The organism is Ralstonia edaphi, from assembly GCF_958350185.1.
Classification (GTDB): domain Bacteria; phylum Pseudomonadota; class Gammaproteobacteria; order Burkholderiales; family Burkholderiaceae; genus Ralstonia; species Ralstonia edaphi.
The window spans coordinates 674,831-689,701 of record NZ_CATWHI010000003.1; the positions used below are offsets into that span (position 1 = coordinate 674,831).

At 66.5% G+C, this 14,871-nt stretch carries 13 protein-coding genes; 5 read left to right on the forward strand and 8 right to left on the reverse strand.

Translation table 11 applies throughout. From position 1 onward, the window contains the following. Positions 1 to 3 precede the first annotated feature (3 nt). The 8 genes from R2669_RS13625 to gatC form a co-directional block, all read right to left on the reverse strand. Positions 4 to 1,197: a class I SAM-dependent rRNA methyltransferase gene (locus tag R2669_RS13625; RefSeq protein ID WP_316900607.1), complete on the reverse strand. Its 1,194-nt coding sequence runs from the start codon at positions 1,195 to 1,197 to the stop codon at positions 4 to 6. A gap of 39 nt (positions 1,198 to 1,236) precedes the next feature. Further along, positions 1,237 to 2,223: a tyrosine recombinase XerC gene (gene xerC, locus R2669_RS13630; protein ID WP_316888980.1), complete on the reverse strand. Its 987-nt coding sequence runs from the start codon at positions 2,221 to 2,223 to the stop codon at positions 1,237 to 1,239. A gap of 14 nt (positions 2,224 to 2,237) precedes the next feature. Next, the gene (locus R2669_RS13635; protein ID WP_316900866.1) at positions 2,238 to 2,927 is read right to left on the reverse strand and encodes a DUF484 family protein; all 690 of its coding nucleotides are present in this window, start codon (positions 2,925 to 2,927) and stop codon (positions 2,238 to 2,240) included. Positions 2,928 to 2,941: 14 nt separating this feature from the next. After that, positions 2,942 to 4,408 (reverse strand): Asp-tRNA(Asn)/Glu-tRNA(Gln) amidotransferase subunit GatB, encoded by a 1,467-nt coding sequence (gatB, locus tag R2669_RS13640; RefSeq protein WP_316900609.1) that lies wholly within the window; start codon positions 4,406 to 4,408, stop codon positions 2,942 to 2,944. A gap of 85 nt (positions 4,409 to 4,493) precedes the next feature. Further along, positions 4,494 to 5,456 carry a dienelactone hydrolase family protein gene (locus tag R2669_RS13645; protein ID WP_316888982.1) on the reverse strand — a complete coding sequence of 321 codons (963 nt, stop codon included), beginning with the start codon at positions 5,454 to 5,456 and terminating at the stop codon, positions 4,494 to 4,496. Further along, positions 5,456 to 5,938 (reverse strand): hypothetical protein, encoded by a 483-nt coding sequence (locus R2669_RS13650; RefSeq protein ID WP_316900611.1) that lies wholly within the window; start codon positions 5,936 to 5,938, stop codon positions 5,456 to 5,458. Before R2669_RS13650 ends, R2669_RS13645 begins: the two co-directional genes overlap by 1 nt. A gap of 38 nt (positions 5,939 to 5,976) precedes the next feature. Then, positions 5,977 to 7,464: an Asp-tRNA(Asn)/Glu-tRNA(Gln) amidotransferase subunit GatA gene (gene gatA, locus R2669_RS13655; protein WP_316900613.1), complete on the reverse strand. Its 1,488-nt coding sequence runs from the start codon at positions 7,462 to 7,464 to the stop codon at positions 5,977 to 5,979. A gap of 98 nt (positions 7,465 to 7,562) precedes the next feature. After that, complete coding sequence (gatC, locus tag R2669_RS13660) at positions 7,563 to 7,862, reverse strand: Asp-tRNA(Asn)/Glu-tRNA(Gln) amidotransferase subunit GatC (protein ID WP_316900615.1); 300 nt, start codon at positions 7,860 to 7,862, stop codon at positions 7,563 to 7,565. Between the two features lie 491 nt (positions 7,863 to 8,353). Between gatC and R2669_RS13665 the strand changes: the two genes are divergently transcribed. The 5 genes from R2669_RS13665 (at position 8,354) to rodA (ending at position 14,835) form a co-directional block, all read left to right on the forward strand. Continuing rightward, positions 8,354 to 9,397, forward strand: coding sequence for a rod shape-determining protein (locus R2669_RS13665; protein ID WP_004628293.1), 1,044 nt, complete (start codon positions 8,354 to 8,356; stop codon positions 9,395 to 9,397). Between the two features lie 239 nt (positions 9,398 to 9,636). Further along, positions 9,637 to 10,683 (forward strand): rod shape-determining protein MreC, encoded by a 1,047-nt coding sequence (gene mreC, locus R2669_RS13670; RefSeq protein WP_316875201.1) that lies wholly within the window; start codon positions 9,637 to 9,639, stop codon positions 10,681 to 10,683. A 16-nt stretch (positions 10,684 to 10,699) separates the two neighbouring features. Next, positions 10,700 to 11,212 carry a rod shape-determining protein MreD gene (gene mreD, locus R2669_RS13675; RefSeq protein ID WP_147215030.1) on the forward strand — a complete coding sequence of 171 codons (513 nt, stop codon included), beginning with the start codon at positions 10,700 to 10,702 and terminating at the stop codon, positions 11,210 to 11,212. A 42-nt stretch (positions 11,213 to 11,254) separates the two neighbouring features. Next, positions 11,255 to 13,660, forward strand: coding sequence for a penicillin-binding protein 2 (gene mrdA / locus R2669_RS13680; protein WP_316900617.1), 2,406 nt, complete (start codon positions 11,255 to 11,257; stop codon positions 13,658 to 13,660). A 23-nt stretch (positions 13,661 to 13,683) separates the two neighbouring features. Next, a complete protein-coding gene (gene rodA, locus R2669_RS13685; protein WP_037026347.1) occupies positions 13,684 to 14,835 on the forward strand; it encodes a rod shape-determining protein RodA in 1,152 nt (383 codons plus the stop codon). The last annotated feature ends 36 nt before the right edge of the window (positions 14,836 to 14,871 follow it).

Below are 14,871 nucleotides of genomic sequence, written 5' to 3' on the forward strand. Positions count from 1 at the left end.
TTGCTAGCCGACTTGCAGCAGCAGGCCCTTGAGGTATTCGCCTTCCGGGAAGCTCGTCAGCAGCGGGTGGTCGACGCCGCCCGCCAGCCGGCGCTGGATGCGCGCCGTCACCTTCGCATCGGCCGCCGCACCCGCGACGATCTTCTGGAACAGGTCTGCGTCGATCGCGCCCGAGCACGAATACGTGAACAGCAGGCCGCCCGGGCGCAGCAACTGCATGCCGACAAGGTTGATCTCCTTGTACGCCCGCGCCGCGCGATCGACCTGCTGCGCCGACGCCGCAAACTTGGGCGGATCGAGCACGATCAGGTCGAACTGGCGGCCTTCCGCGCGAAAGTTGCGCAGCGACTTGAAGACGTCCGCGTCCAGCCACTCGGCGCGCGCCGGATCGAAGCCGTTGAGCGTGACGTTGCGTTCAGCCACCGCCAGCGCCTCGCCCGACGAGTCGATCGACACCACCGAGCGCGCCCCGCCCTTGAGCGCCGCCAGCGAAAACCCGCCGGTATAGCAGAAGCAGTTCAGCACATCGCGATCGCGCGCCAAGGCGCCGACGAGCGCGCGGTTGTCGCGCTGGTCCACGTAGAAGCCGGTCTTGTGGCCTTCGCGCACGTCCACGTAATAACGCACGCCGTGCTCGGTGGCGGACAGATCGGCGGGCGGCTCGGCGCCGGCCAGCACACCGGTCATCTGCTCCAGGCCTTCACGCTCGCGCACGCTCACATCCGACCGTTCGTAGACGTTCGGGCAACCCGTCTCTTTGATGAGCGCGGCGACGATCGCCTGCTTCCAGTGCTCCACGCCCGCGGCGCTGAACTGGCAGACGAGCTGGCCCGCATTCCCTGTGCCGTACTGGTCGACGATCAGGCCGGGCAGGCCATCGGCTTCGCCCATGACGAGGCGCGCGGCGTCGGTGTCGTGCACCCACGCGCGGCGGTACGCCACGGCCGCGGCAATGCGGCGCTTGAAGAACGCGTGGTCGACGGGCTCCGATTCATCAAAGCTCCACACGCGCGCGCGAATCTGCGAAACGGGGCTGAACGCGGCGCGCGCCAGAAACTGGCCGTTGTGCGCGCGCACGATGACGGTCGCGCCGGAGGCCGGCTTGCCCTCCACGCGATCGATGGCGTTGGCGAAAATCCACGGGTGCCGGCGCAGCAGCGAGCGCTCCTTGCCGGGCTTCAGAATCAGGGTTTGCATACGACTGGGGATGGGGTGCCCGATGGCTCGGGCAATGCGCTACTTCTTTTTTGCGCGGGGATGCGCCTGATCGTAGATCTTGGCCAGGTGCTGAAAATCGAGCGAAGTATAAACCTGCGTGCTGGCAATGCTGGCGTGGCCGAGCAGTTCCTGCACGGCGCGAAGGTCGCCGGACGACTGCAGCATGTGCGTGGCAAACGAATGCCGCAGCACGTGCGGATGCACATCCGCCGGCACACCCGCCGCGATGGCGTTGCGCTTCATGCGCAATTGAATCTGCCGCTGCGCCAGCCGCTTGCCGCGCGGCGAGAGAAACAGCGCGTGCGCGTCTTCGGGTGCTGCGTCGGGCTTGGCAAGCTGCTCGCGCACCGCCAGCCATGCAGCCAGCGCCTCCGCCGCCTTGGTGCCCACCGGCACGGTGCGCCGCTTGCTGCCCTTGCCGAGCACCTGCACCTCGCGCGCCTCCAGATCGAGCCAGCTCGCCGACTCATACGCGCCGGCCTTCACGTGGCGCATGTCGAGGCTGACCAGCTCGGAGAGCCGCAGCCCGCACGAATAGAACAGCTCGTTGACGGCACGGTCGCGCACCGTCTCCGCATCGTCGCCGGGCAGTTGCTCCATCAGCGCGACAGCCTGCTCCACGGACAACGCTTTCGGCAGCCGCTTCGGGCTCTTCGGGGCGCGCACGCCATCGACGGGATTGGCGGTGACGGCGGCATCGCGCAGCGCCATCCATTTGAACCAGCCGCGCCACGCCGACAGCGCCCGCGCAATGCTGCGGCCCGACAAACCATCGCCGTGCAGCTGCGCCATCATGCGGCGGATATGGTGGGACTGCAGTTGCGTGAGATCGACGTTGGCGGCGTGCTGGGCACCGAGGCGCTGCAGCACGGCCAACTCGCGGGTGTAGCTCTCCAGCGTGTGGGGCGAGAGCTGCCGCTCGAACTTCAGCGCGTCAAGGTACGCCGCAATCTGCGGATGCGGCGGCCGAGCGCCATGGTCATCGGCTGAAGCAGATTGCGGCATGCGGCGGGCTGCGCTCAGTCGCGCAGGCGGTTGAGCGCGGCAGAGGCCAGTTCGCCGATCTGGGCAAGGTAGGTCGTGCCCATGCCGTCATGGAAGCGACGGGCGTCCGGCGAGCCCAACACCAGCAGGCCGAATGCCGGCGCGGCGCTGGCATCGGCATCGCCACGCACCGGCACGCGCAGCGTGACGATCGCGAGCGATTCGATGGGCGCGCCGCCGGTATCCGACGTATCGAGCCAGCCGGCCGCTTCAAAGCCGGCATTGGTGCCGCAATACGGGGCGCGCAGGCCCGCTGCAAACAGGCGCACTTCCTCGCTCACGCCCTGCGCGACTTCCAGGTGTGCAAATTCTTCGCCCACCTGCCACACGCGCAGCGCCACAGCGGGCACGTCAAAGATTTCGCGCAGACCATCCTGCACGGCGTACGGCAGCGCATGCGTGTCAGCCTCGCCGAGCAGGCGCGTCGTCCAGGCGTGCACGCGCTGCTGCGTGCGGTCGTTCTCGTTGCCGTGGCGCATCAGGTCCGACAGCTTGAGTTCGAGGTGCTTGTTCTTGTCGCGCAGGATCTCCATCTGGCGCTCCTGCAGCGACACCGCGCGATGGCTGTGCGGGCTCGTCAATTGAATGGCGGCCAGCAGCTCGGCGTGCTCTTCAAAGAAGGCCGGATGCGCCTGCAGGTAGTTGGCGACGTCTTGTGCGTTCATCGTGGAGGTGCTCATCAGGCTGCGCCGAGTTTCTTCTTCAGCAGTTCGTTGACTTGTGCGGGGTTGGCCTTGCCGCGCGTGGCCTTCATGGCCTGGCCGACCAGCGCGTTGAATGCCTTCTCCTTGCCGGCGCGGAATTCCTCGACCGACTTGGCATTGGCGGCCAGCACGTCGTCGATGATCTTCTCCAGCTCGCCCGAATCCGACATCTGCTTCAGGCCCTTCTCGGCGATGATCGCGTCGGCATCGGCGCCGTGTTCGCCGGCCCACATGGCGGGGAAGACGTCTTTCTTGGCGGTGTTGTTGCTGATCGTGCCGTCGGCAATGCGCGCCAGCAGCTTGGCGAGCTGCGCAGGCTTGACCGGTGCGGCATCGATTTCCAGGTCGGCGCGGTTCAGGTTCGAGGCGACCTCGCCCATGATCCAGTTGGCCGCGGCCTTGGCGTTCGCGGCGCCGGCATCCGCCACGACGGCTTCGAAATACGCAGCCGTCGCCTTGGTGGCGGTGAGGATGCTGGCGTCGTACTTCGGCAAGCCGTAAGCCGATTCAAAGCGTGCGGCCATGGCGGCCGGCAGTTCGGGCAGCGTGGCGCGCACGCGCTCGATCCAATCGTCGCCAATGACGAGCGGCAGCAGGTCCGGGTCGGGGAAATAGCGGTAATCCTGCGCGTCTTCCTTGCTGCGCATTGAGCGCGTTTCCTTGCGGTCCGGATCGTACAGGCGGGTTTCCTGCACCACGGTGCCGCCGTCTTCGATCAGTTCGATCTGGCGGCGCACTTCGTAGTTGATCGCCTCTTCCAGGAAGCGGAACGAGTTGAGGTTCTTGATTTCGCAGCGCGTGCCGAACGGCGCATCCGGGCCGCGGCGCACCGACACGTTCGCGTCGCAACGGAAGCTGCCTTCTTGCATGTTGCCGTCGCAGATGCCCAGCCACATCACCAGCGCGTGCAGCGCCTTGGCGTAAGCAACGGCTTCGGCCGCGCTGCGCATGTCGGGCTCGGTCACGATTTCCAGCAGCGGCGTGCCGGCGCGGTTCAGGTCGATGCCCGTCATGCCGGCAAAGTCTTCGTGCAGCGATTTGCCCGCATCTTCTTCCAGGTGGGCGCGCGTGAGCTGCACGGTCTTCTCATAACCGGGCTGGCCGTTCTTGCCTTCCACCTGGATGGTCAGCGTGCCGCCCTGCACCACGGGGATCTCGTACTGGCTGATCTGGTAGCCCTTGGGCAGATCGGGGTAGAAGTAATTCTTGCGCGCAAAGATGCTCTTGGGCGCGATCTTGGCGCCGATGGCCAGGCCGAACACGATGGCGCGCTCGACGGCGCCCTTGTTCAGCACCGGCAGCACGCCCGGCAGCGCCAGGTCAACGGGCGCCGCTTGCGTGTTGGGCGCCGCGCCAAAGGCGGTGGACGCGCCGGAGAAAATCTTCGAGACCGTCGAGAGCTGCGTGTGCGTCTCGAGGCCGATCACCACTTCCCATTGCATGTTGCGTGTGTCCTGTCGATTGTTGTGGTGTGAATGTCTAGGTACTCAGGTGTTCAGGTATTCAGGTGTTCTTGCCTGGCTGCGATCAGGGATGCGGCGCATCGAGCCACGCCGCGAGCTTCGCAAACGCGGCCTCGCGCGCTGCCGGATCGCCTCCGACCGTGACCGTTCCGTAGCGACGTCCCTTTGGGATGCCGTTGCGGTCCTTGACCGGCGCCGTGCCGTCAAAACCGTGATACGCGCCGCCAAACATGTCCAGCTCGAAACGCGCCTGCGGCTGCCGCGCCAGTACAGCCGTCTGCAGCGCCTGGCAGTGATCGGCCGGGGTCCAGTCGTCGTTGCCGCCAGCCAGCAGCAGCAATGGCGCGTTCAGCCGATAGTCGGGCCGCTTCTGTGCCGACGCACAGCCCGGATAGAACGCCACCGCGCGATTGACGGCAGGCGTATCGGCCGGCCAAGCGCGGCTGGCATCCACCGCCTCCAGCACGGCCTGCGCACCGTTGGACCAGCCGAGCAGCACGATGCGGCGCGCGTCCACACCCGGCTGCCCCGCTACCCAGCGGATCGTGGCCAGCACGTCGGCGCGGCGCACGGCGCCGTTGATATCGCGCGTAGCGGTGCGTTCGGTGCAGATGCCGTGCGGTTTGCCGCGCGGGCCGAAACTGTCCGGAAACACCACCGCGTAACCACGCGCGCCAAGCCACTGCGCATACCCGCGATACCGCGAGCCCAGCGCCTTGGCATCCGCCCCGGCCTGCGTATAGAGGCCGCTGCAGCCGTGCAGCGCGATCACCACCGGCGTGCCGGTCGCGGGCGCCTTGACGGGCGACGCGACCCAATAGCCGGTCAGCGTTTGCGGCGCATCGTCGGCGTCTTTCACAGACGCACGCGGAATCTCCACCGTCTGCACGCCCAGCTCCGCCGACGACGGCGCACGCGCCGCCGGCATATCCGGCAGGGCGCCTTCAGCGTCGGGCGTCGGTTGCGCGAACGCGTGCAGCGCCAGGGCGCTGGTCAGCGCCGCCAACACGCGAAGCGATAGGCGCATCACCGGGCATTCCGGGCGCATTGGCCCGTTTGCGGGTCGAACATCACCGGCCAGGCTTCTTCATAGATGCCGGGCGTGCAATGCGCTTCGCAGTTGGCATGTGCCAGCGTGACGCGGCGCGGGTCCTGCCAGACCATCAGCGTGCAATTGCCGTAGCGCTCGCGCAGCTCGATGCTGGGGCGGCGCTTGGTCTGCTGGAACGTCGACAGGTCGAATTGACACGAACCGCGCCGGCCGACCCACAACTGCCATTGCATGGCGTTGACGTTGTTGTCGGCCACGGTAAGCGTCGCCTGCTCGCGGAAGCCGTCTTCTTCGGTCTGGCTGCAGTAGCCGTTGACGTCGATGCGGCGGTCGGAAATCGGCGGCGGCTTCGACGGCCGGCTGATGCCCGGAATCGACGGCAGCGGAATCGGCACGCACGCCGCCAGCAGGCCGGCGGCAAGCGCCAGCCCGAGTGCAGTGCGGATGCGGTGGTTCATGCGCGCCTCCTGCGTGGAGCGATACGTCTGTACGGGCCTCAGGCCGCCGGCTGGCGGTTGTGCCAGTCGGTCGCCTGCTGGAACGCATGCGCGATCTGCAGCATGCGCGCCTCTTCAAAATAGTTGCCGATGATCTGCAAGCCAACCGGCAGACCGTTTGCGCCGAAACCGGCCGGCACGCTCATGCCCGGCAGGCCCGCCAGGCTGGTCGACAGCGTGAAGATGTCTTCAAGGTACATCTGCACCGGATCATCGCTCTTCTCGCCGATCTTCCAGGCAACGGTCGGGGCGACGGGGCCCATGATCACGTCGCACTGCGCGAATGCGTTCTGGAAATCCTGCGCGATGATGCGGCGGATCTTCTGCGCCTGCAGGTAATACGCGTCGTAATACCCGTGCGACAGCACATACGTGCCGACCAGGATGCGGCGCTTGACCTCCCAGCCGAAGCCTTCGGCGCGGGACTTGCGGTACATGTCGGCCAGATCGCGGTATTCCGCCGCGCGGTGGCCGTAACGCACGCCGTCAAAGCGCGACAGGTTGGACGAGGCCTCGGCCGGGGCGATCACGTAATACGTCGGGATCGACAGTTCGGTCTTCGGCAGGCTGATGTCGACCAGCGTGGCGCCGAGCTTTTCCAGTTCGGCCAGCGCGGCGCGCACCGTGGCGCGAACGTCGTCGGCCAGGCCCTCGCCGAAATACTCCTTGGGCAGGCCGATGCGCAGGCCGGCCAGGGGGCGGGTGGCATCCGCGCCTTGCACGGGCTGGCCGAGCAGGCGGCTGAAATCTTCCACGTCGCCACCGCGGCCGGGTTCCAGGCTGGTGGAATCGCGCGGGTCAAAGCCGGCCATGGCAGACAGCAGCAGCGCGCAATCCTCGGCCGTGCGGGCCATCGGGCCGCCCTGATCCAGCGACGAGGCGAAGGCGATCATGCCGTAGCGCGACACCCGGCCGTACGTCGGCTTGATCCCGGTAATGCCCGAGAACGATGCCGGCTGGCGGATCGAGCCGCCGGTGTCCGTTCCGGTTGCAGCAGGCGCCAGATCGGCCGCGACCGCTGCCGCCGAGCCGCCCGACGAGCCGCCCGGCACGTGTTCGAGGTTCCACGGGTTCTTGACCGCGCCGAACGCCGAGTTCTCGTTGGACGAGCCCATCGCGAATTCGTCCATGTTGGTCTTGCCCAGCGTCACCATGCCGGCCGCGCCCAGGCGTTCGACCACGGTGGCGTCAAACGGGCTGACGTAGTTGCCGAGCATCTTGGAGCCCGCCGTGGCACGCCAGCCGCGGGTGACGAACACGTCCTTGTGCGCGATCGGCACGCCGGTCAGCGGCGCCGCGTTGCCGGCCGCGATGCGCGCGTCGGCGGCCCGCGCCTGGGCAAGCGTCGCCTCGGCGTCGACATGGGTAAAGGCGTTGAGGTGCGCCCCGGCCTCGATGCGCGACAGGTAGTGGCGCGCCAGTTCCTCCGCCGAAACCTCCTTGGCGGCGAGTTGGGCAGACAGGGCTTTGATCGTGGATGCGGTCATCGAATACGTTCGGATGGGCTGCCGGCAGCGGCCGGCGACGTCGAATGGAGTGGGCTCAAGGCGGGCGCAGGCGCGCCGTTTACGCGGATTACCGCGGGTTACTCGATCACCTTGGGCACGAGGTACAGGCCGGCTTCGGTGGCCGGCGCGCATTGCTGGTAGTCGGCGCGGCGGTCGGGCTCGGTGACGGCGTCGTCGCGCAGACGCTGGGCTTGCGCCTGAACCTGCTCGATCGGGTGGGCCATCGGCTCGATGCCGGTGGTGTCCACGGCCTGCATCTGCTCGACCAGCGAGAAAAACTGGTTGAGCTGGGTGAGGGTCTGGGCCGCCTCGCCTTCGGAGACTTCGATACGGGCGAGATGGGCGATGCGTTTGACGTCGGAGAGTTCGAGTGCCATCGGAGTGGGTCAGTGAGTGCAGCGGCGGGCGGGCAACGTGCGGCAAGCGACGGCTACTGCGCGCAAAGTCCGCTCAGGTTGGGCGCTGACAGCGCCGATTTGCCGGAATTTTGGCGCCAAACGCCCGCGAAACGCTCGAATTATAAGGTATGATTGCCGACTAAATTTCTAAGTCAGCAGGCGACTTCGTGCAGTCACGGACCCTCTGATTAAGTACCCCGGGAACCTCCCGGCAGTCGCACCGTCAGCATCAGGCGACACTTAATCAAAGGTTCCTTGGGGGCCCCCTCTCCGGGCGGCCCAGCCTCGGCAGGATGGCCAGTGCCACGGCACCCCACCGTCGACCACCACGGAGCCCGCGACATTCCCGGGAGCGCAGTAGCAGGATCGGACCGCATGGCATGCCCTTGCGAGGTCCGCGCGTTGGTGCAGCCGTTGCGCCGCAATCCTGCTGCTGGGCCGCCCATGACTCGAAAAACAGGATTCATTCGATGTTCGGCTTTTTGCGCAGCTATTTCTCCAACGATCTCGCGATCGACCTCGGCACCGCCAACACCCTGATCTACGTCCGCGACAAGGGCATCGTCCTTGACGAGCCGTCGGTGGTGGCCATTCGCCAGGAAGGCGGCCCGAACGCGAAGAAGACCATCCAGGCTGTCGGTAAGGAAGCCAAGCAGATGCTGGGCAAGGTGCCGGGCAATATCGAGGCCATCCGCCCGATGAAAGACGGCGTGATCGCCGACTTCACCGTCACCGAGCAGATGCTCAAGCAGTTCATCAAGATGGTGCACGACACCAAGCTGCTGCGCCCGAGCCCGCGCATCATCATCTGCGTGCCGTGCGGTTCGACCCAGGTCGAGCGCCGCGCCATCCGCGAATCGGCGCTGGGCGCCGGCGCATCGCAGGTCTACCTGATTGAAGAGCCGATGGCGGCTGCCATTGGTGCCGGCCTGCCGGTGTCGGAGCCGTCTGGCTCGATGGTGGTGGACATTGGCGGCGGCACCACCGAGGTGGGCATCATCTCGCTGGGCGGCATGGTCTACAAGGGCAGCGTGCGCGTGGGCGGCGACAAGTTCGACGAGGCCATCGTCAACTACATCCGCCGCAACTACGGCATGTTGATCGGCGAACAGACCGCCGAAGCCATCAAGAAGGAAATCGGCTCGGCCTTCCCGGGTTCGGAAGTGCGCGAGATGGAAGTGAAGGGCCGCAACCTGTCGGAAGGCATTCCGCGCGCCTTCACGGTGTCGTCCAACGAAATCCTGGAAGCGCTGACCGACCCGCTGAACCAGATCGTTTCGTCGGTGAAGATCGCGCTGGAACAAACCCCGCCGGAACTGGGCGCCGACATTGCCGAACGCGGCATGATGCTCACGGGCGGCGGTGCGCTGCTGCGCGACCTGGACCGCCTGCTGGCCGAAGAAACCGGCCTGCCGGTGCTGGTGGCCGAAGACCCGCTGACCTGCGTGGTGCGCGGCTCGGGCATGGCGCTCGAGCGCATGGACAAGCTCGGCAGCATCTTCTCGTACGAATAACGGGACCATGCGCCACGCCGCTCCGCGTTCCGCTGTTGCGACCGATTTCGTGACCGCCGTTCTGGTCACGCCAACCGCCTTCGCGGACCGCTGAGATGCGTCTCGCGCCGGTGCGCCGTGCTCCGCCCGTCCAGGGCTCGGGCACCGCACCAGCGCCACACCCAATCTGTTGCCGGCAGGCCGTTGACCTTGACGTTGACCGTCACGCGTCTGCCGTGCCCATTTGAAGCGTCCGGGTCATGGATTACTCCCCGCCGCCCCTCTTCAAGCAGGGCCCGTCCGCCACCGCGCGGCTGGTCGCCTTGCTCGCGCTTGCGCTTGCGTTGCTGGTGATCGATGCCCGCATGTCCGTGCTGGGCGTGGTCCGGCAAGTCGTGTCGGTCATCCTGTACCCGGTCGAGCGCCTGGTGCTGATTCCACGCGATACGGCGCGCGCCGCGCTCGATTACACGCAGTCGTCCACCAAGCTGGCTGTTGATAACCGCAACCTGCGCGAGTCGGCGGTTGCCCAGGCGCAGCAATCGCTGCGCGCCTCGCAACTCGAAGCCGAAAACCGCAATCTGCGCACGCTGCTGAATCTGAAGCAGCACGCGGCGGTGCCCACGGTGGCGGCGGAAGTCCTCTACGAAGCACGTGACCCCTATACGCAGCGCATCGTGATCGATCGCGGCTCGAAGGACGGCGTGCGCGCGGGCTACCCCGTCATCGACGACCGCGGCGTGGTCGGCCAGGTGACGCGCGTGTCGCTGTTCGAATCGCAAGTCACGCTGCTGACGGACAAGGACCAGGCGATCCCCGTGGAGGTCGTGCGCAACGGCCTGCGCAGCGTGGCGTTTGGCGGAGCGCGACCGGGCGCGCTGGACCTGCGCTTCATGGCTGCCTCGGCCGATTTGCAGCAGGGCGACCTGCTGGTCACGTCGGGGCTGGACGGCGTCTATCCGGCGGGCCTGCCGGTGGCGCGTATTTCGCAAATCGAGCGCAAGGCCGACACCGCGTTCTCGCGCGTGATCTGCGAGCCGGTGGCCGGCATCCGCAGCAACCGGCATCTGCTGATCGTGAAGTACGAATCGGGCTTCCCGCCGCCGACGGATTTGTCGCCCGCGCCAGCGCCCAAGGGCAAGAACGCTGCCCGCGACGCCCGCGAAGAAAAGGACCGCGCCGCACGCGCCGCCGCCGAAGCGAATGTACCGGCGCCCGCGGCCGCAGCCGAAGAAAACACCCCGCCGCCGCGCCCGACCGACGCCGACGGCAATCCGCTGGACACCGATTCAGCGCAAAAACGTTGAAGCGAGGCCATCGATCATGAACTCGCCTCAATACCTGCTGCGCCCGGTCAACCCCGGCTTCATCGCGTTCAGCTTCGTGCTGGCGTTCCTGTTCAACCTGATGCCGTGGGGCCACATGCAGTGGATTCCCGATCTGGTGGCGCTGGTGCTGGTGTTCTGGAACATCCATCAACCGCGCCGCGTGGGCATGGTGGTGGCTTTCCTGCTGGGCCTCCTGATGGACGTTCACGAAGCGCGTCTGCTGGGCGAACACGCGATGGCCTACACGATGCTGTCGTATTTTGCGATCACGATTCACCGGCGCGTGCTGTGGTTCTCGGTGCTGTCGCAGGCGCTGCACGTGCTGCCGCTGCTGGTGCTGGCGCACGCCGTGCCGATCATCATCCGCCTGCTGATGGGCGCACACCTGCCGGACTGGCAGGTCATCCTGCCGCCGCTGATCGAAGCTGCGCTCTGGCCGTTCGCCAACGCCTTCCTGCTGGCGCCGCAGCGTCGCCCGGAAAGCGTCGACGAAACTCGGCCCATCTAAGGCGGCCGATCTGATGCACCCCGCTATTCGCCTTCACCTGGCATGACCGAAATCCGCAACGTCGAACAGGAGCTGTCACGCTTCCGCCTGCGGCTGGCGGCGGCCGCCCTGTTCGTGCTGATCTGCTTCGGGCTGCTGCTGGCGCGGTTCTTCTGGCTGCAGCAGGTCAAGCACGAGCAGTACTCGGCCAAGGCGGAAGACAACCGCATCTCGGTCGCGCCGATCGAGCCCAACCGCGGCATCATCATGGACCGCAACGGCGTGGTGCTGGCGCGCAACTATTCGGCGTACACGCTGGAGATCACGCCGTCCAAGCTGCAGGACACGCTCGACAACACGATCGACCAGCTTGCCCAGGTGGTCGATATCCAGCCGCGCGACCGCCGCCGCTTCAAGCGCCTGATGGAAGATGCGCGCAGCTTCGAAAGCCTGCCGATCCGCAGCCAGCTGACGGACCAGGAAGTCGCGCGGTTCTCGGCGCAGCGCTTCCGCTTTCCGGGTGTGGACGTGCATGCGCGGCTGTTCCGCCAATACCCGCTGGGCGACTCGGCGTCGCACGTGATCGGCTACATCGGCCGCATCTCCGAGCGCGATCTGGACCGCATCGACAACATGAGCGATGCCAACAGCCAGCCCGGCGTGGCGTACGACCCGCGCAAGGATTCGAACAACTACAGCGGCACGGAATACATCGGCAAGGTCGGCATCGAGCAGAGCTACGAAACCGAACTGCACGGCCTGACGGGTTACGAAGAGGTGGAAGTCAGCGCGGGCGGCCGGCCGATCCGCACGCTGTCGACCTCGCAGGCAACGCCGGGCAACAACCTGATCCTGTCGCTCGACATCAACCTGCAGCGGCTGGCCGAACAGCTCTTCGGCAACCGGCGCGGCGCCCTCGTGGCGATCGAGCCGGAGACGGGCGACATCCTGGCCTTCGTCTCGAAGCCGACGTTCGATCCCAACCTGTTCATTGAAGGGATCGACAGCACGACCTGGAACGAGCTGAACAACTCGCCGGACAAGCCGCTGCTGAACCGCCCGCTGCGCGGCACGTATCCGCCCGGCTCGACGTACAAGCCGTTCATGGCGCTGGGCGCGCTGGAGCTGGGCAAGCGCACGCCGCAGTGGGGCATGGCCGATCCCGGCTCGTTCACGCTGGGCAACCACACCTTCCGCGATGACGTACCGGGCGGGCACGGCTGGGTCGACATGTACCGCTCCATCGTGGCGTCGTGCGACACGTATTACTACCGGCTCGCCAACGACATGGGCGTCAATGCCATCCACGATTTCATGAAGCCGTTCGGCTTCGGGCAAGTCACGGGCATCGACATCGAGGGCGAGCGTACCGGCATCCTGCCGTCCACCGAGTGGAAGCGCAAAGCCTACAAGCGCCCCGAGCAGCAGAAGTGGTACGACGGCGAAACCATCTCGCTGGGCATCGGCCAGGGCTACAACAACTTCACCATCCTGCAGCTCGCGCATGCGATCTCGACGCTGGCCAACAATGGCGTGGTGATGAAGCCTCACCTGGTGAAGGCCGTTGAAGATTCGCTGTCCAAGTCGCGCTCGCTGACGGTGCCGACCGAGAGCTACCGGATTCCGCTCAAGCAGGCCAACATCGACGTGATCAAGCGCGCCATGGTGGGCGTGAACCAGGCCGGCACGGCGGCCAAGGCGTTCATCGGTGCGCAGTATGTGTCGGCGGGCAAGACCGGTACGGCGCAGGTGTATTCGCTGGGCAAGAACGAAAAGTACAACCACCACGCCATCCCCGAAAACAAGCGCGACCACGCGTTGTTCGAGGCGTTTGCGCCGGCAGACCATCCGAAGATCGCGCTCGCGCTGATCGTGGAAAACGCCGGCTTCGGTGCAGCATCGGCCGCGCCAATCGCACGCGCGGTGATGGACTATTACCTGACCGGCAAGTGGCCCGCCGAGCTGGCTGCCACCGCGCCGAAACCTCAGCAGCAACCGCCGGTGGATACGCCGAGCGTGTTCTCGACCGGCAAGACGGCCACCATCGCCAGCGCGACGGCGCCGCCGCCGGTGGCGGCTGAGGCGGCATCCGGTGTGGCTGCCGCTTCGGGCGTGGCAGCCTCCGCGGCCAGTGGGGTGGCCGCCGCTTCTGCGCCGGCCGCGTCGTCGACGGCAGCGGGAGGCACGCGCAGTGCGCCGCCGCTGTCGCCAGACCTGGTGGCCCCGGCCTTGCGCGAGGCCGGCACCAGCGCAGAAGCTGTCGCCCCGGCCACGCTGGACGCCCAGGTGCTGCAGGCGCTGTCGCATGCGCAACCCGCACCAGAACTGCCGCCACGCGGACGAGGCAACGCTGCCGCACCGGCTTCGGCGCCGGCCACCGCCCCCAAGGGGGCGAAGGACGCCAAGCCCGGCAACAAGCCGGCACCGAAGCCCGCGCAGAAACCGGCCTCCAAGCCGGCCGCGCCCTGATATTTGCGCTTGAGGATTTCGCCATGGACAAACTGGACAAGCGCCGCATATTCAACGTCATCAAGTCGCTCTTCACGGGCTTCGATGGTCCGCTGGCGCTGATCGTCTTCCTGCTGCTCGGCACCGGATTGATCGCGCTGTACTCGGCTGCCATCGACATGCCGGGCCGGGTGGAAGACCAAGTCCGCAACATCCTGCTGTCATTCGTGCTGATGTGGATCATCGCCAACCTGCCGCAGCAGACGCTGATGCGCTTTGCGGTGCCGCTCTACACCGTCGGCGTGGCGTTGTTGATTGGCGTGGCGGCGTTCGGGCTCATCCGCAAGGGCGCGCGGCGGTGGCTCAATATCGGCGTGGTGGTCCAGCCTTCCGAGATCATGAAGATCGCCATGCCGCTGATGCTGGCGTGGTACTTCCAGAAGCGCGAGGGCGTGATCCACTGGTACGACTATCTGGCGGCCGCCTTGCTGCTGCTGATTCCCGTCGGGCTCATCGCCAAGCAGCCGGACCTGGGCACCGCGCTTCTGGTGCTGGCGGCAGGCATCTACGTGATCTACTTTGCCGGGCTGTCGTGGCGGCTGATCGTGCCGGTGCTGGTAGTTGCTGTGACGGCGATCACGCTGGTGGTGTCTTTCGAGTCGCGCATCTGCGCGCCGGGCGTGAACTGGCCGATCCTGCACGACTACCAGCAACACCGCGTCTGTACGCTGCTCGACCCGACCACCGACCCGCTCGGCAAGGGCTTCCACACCATCCAGTCCATCATTGCGATCGGCTCGGGCGGCGTGACGGGCAAGGGATGGCTGAAGGGCACGCAAACCCACCTGGAGTTCATCCCCGAGAAACACACCGACTTCATTTTCGCGGTGTATTCGGAGGAATTCGGGCTAGTGGGCAACGGCGTGCTGCTGTTCCTGTATCTGCTGCTGATCCTGCGCGGGCTCTTCATTGCCGCCAACGCGGGCACGCTGTTCGGGCGCCTGCTGGCCGGGTCGATCACGCTGATCTTCTTCACCTACGCCTTCGTCAACATGGGCATGGTGAGCGGCATCCTGCCTGTGGTGGGCGTGCCGCTGCCACTCATCAGTTACGGAGGAACGGCGCTCGTCACGCTGGGCATGGGCATCGGCATCCTGATGAGCATCGCCCGACAGAAACGCTTCGTGCAGACCTGACAAAACGGCCGCCAGAATTTGGCGGCCGTTTCGTTT

Bases quoted from the DNA above. Each gene is read 5' to 3' on its own strand.
- R2669_RS13625 (WP_316900607.1), bottom strand. From the start codon at position 1,197: ATGCAAACCCTGATTCTGAAGCCCGGCAAGGAGCGCTCGCTGCTGCGC.
- xerC (WP_316888980.1), bottom strand. From the start codon at position 2,223: ATGCCGCAATCTGCTTCAGCCGATGACCATGGCGCTCGGCCGCCGCAT.
- R2669_RS13635 (WP_316900866.1), bottom strand. From the start codon at position 2,927: ATGAACGCACAAGACGTCGCCAACTACCTGCAGGCGCATCCGGCCTTC.
- gatB (WP_316900609.1), bottom strand. From the start codon at position 4,408: ATGCAATGGGAAGTGGTGATCGGCCTCGAGACGCACACGCAGCTCTCG.
- R2669_RS13645 (WP_316888982.1), bottom strand. From the start codon at position 5,456: ATGCGCCTATCGCTTCGCGTGTTGGCGGCGCTGACCAGCGCCCTGGCG.
- R2669_RS13650 (WP_316900611.1), bottom strand. From the start codon at position 5,938: ATGAACCACCGCATCCGCACTGCACTCGGGCTGGCGCTTGCCGCCGGC.
- gatA (WP_316900613.1), bottom strand. From the start codon at position 7,464: ATGACCGCATCCACGATCAAAGCCCTGTCTGCCCAACTCGCCGCCAAG.
- gatC (WP_316900615.1), bottom strand. From the start codon at position 7,862: ATGGCACTCGAACTCTCCGACGTCAAACGCATCGCCCATCTCGCCCGT.
- R2669_RS13665 (WP_004628293.1), top strand. From the start codon at position 8,354: ATGTTCGGCTTTTTGCGCAGCTATTTCTCCAACGATCTCGCGATCGAC.
- mreC (WP_316875201.1), top strand. From the start codon at position 9,637: ATGGATTACTCCCCGCCGCCCCTCTTCAAGCAGGGCCCGTCCGCCACC.
- mreD (WP_147215030.1), top strand. From the start codon at position 10,700: ATGAACTCGCCTCAATACCTGCTGCGCCCGGTCAACCCCGGCTTCATC.
- mrdA (WP_316900617.1), top strand. From the start codon at position 11,255: ATGACCGAAATCCGCAACGTCGAACAGGAGCTGTCACGCTTCCGCCTG.
- rodA (WP_037026347.1), top strand. From the start codon at position 13,684: ATGGACAAACTGGACAAGCGCCGCATATTCAACGTCATCAAGTCGCTC.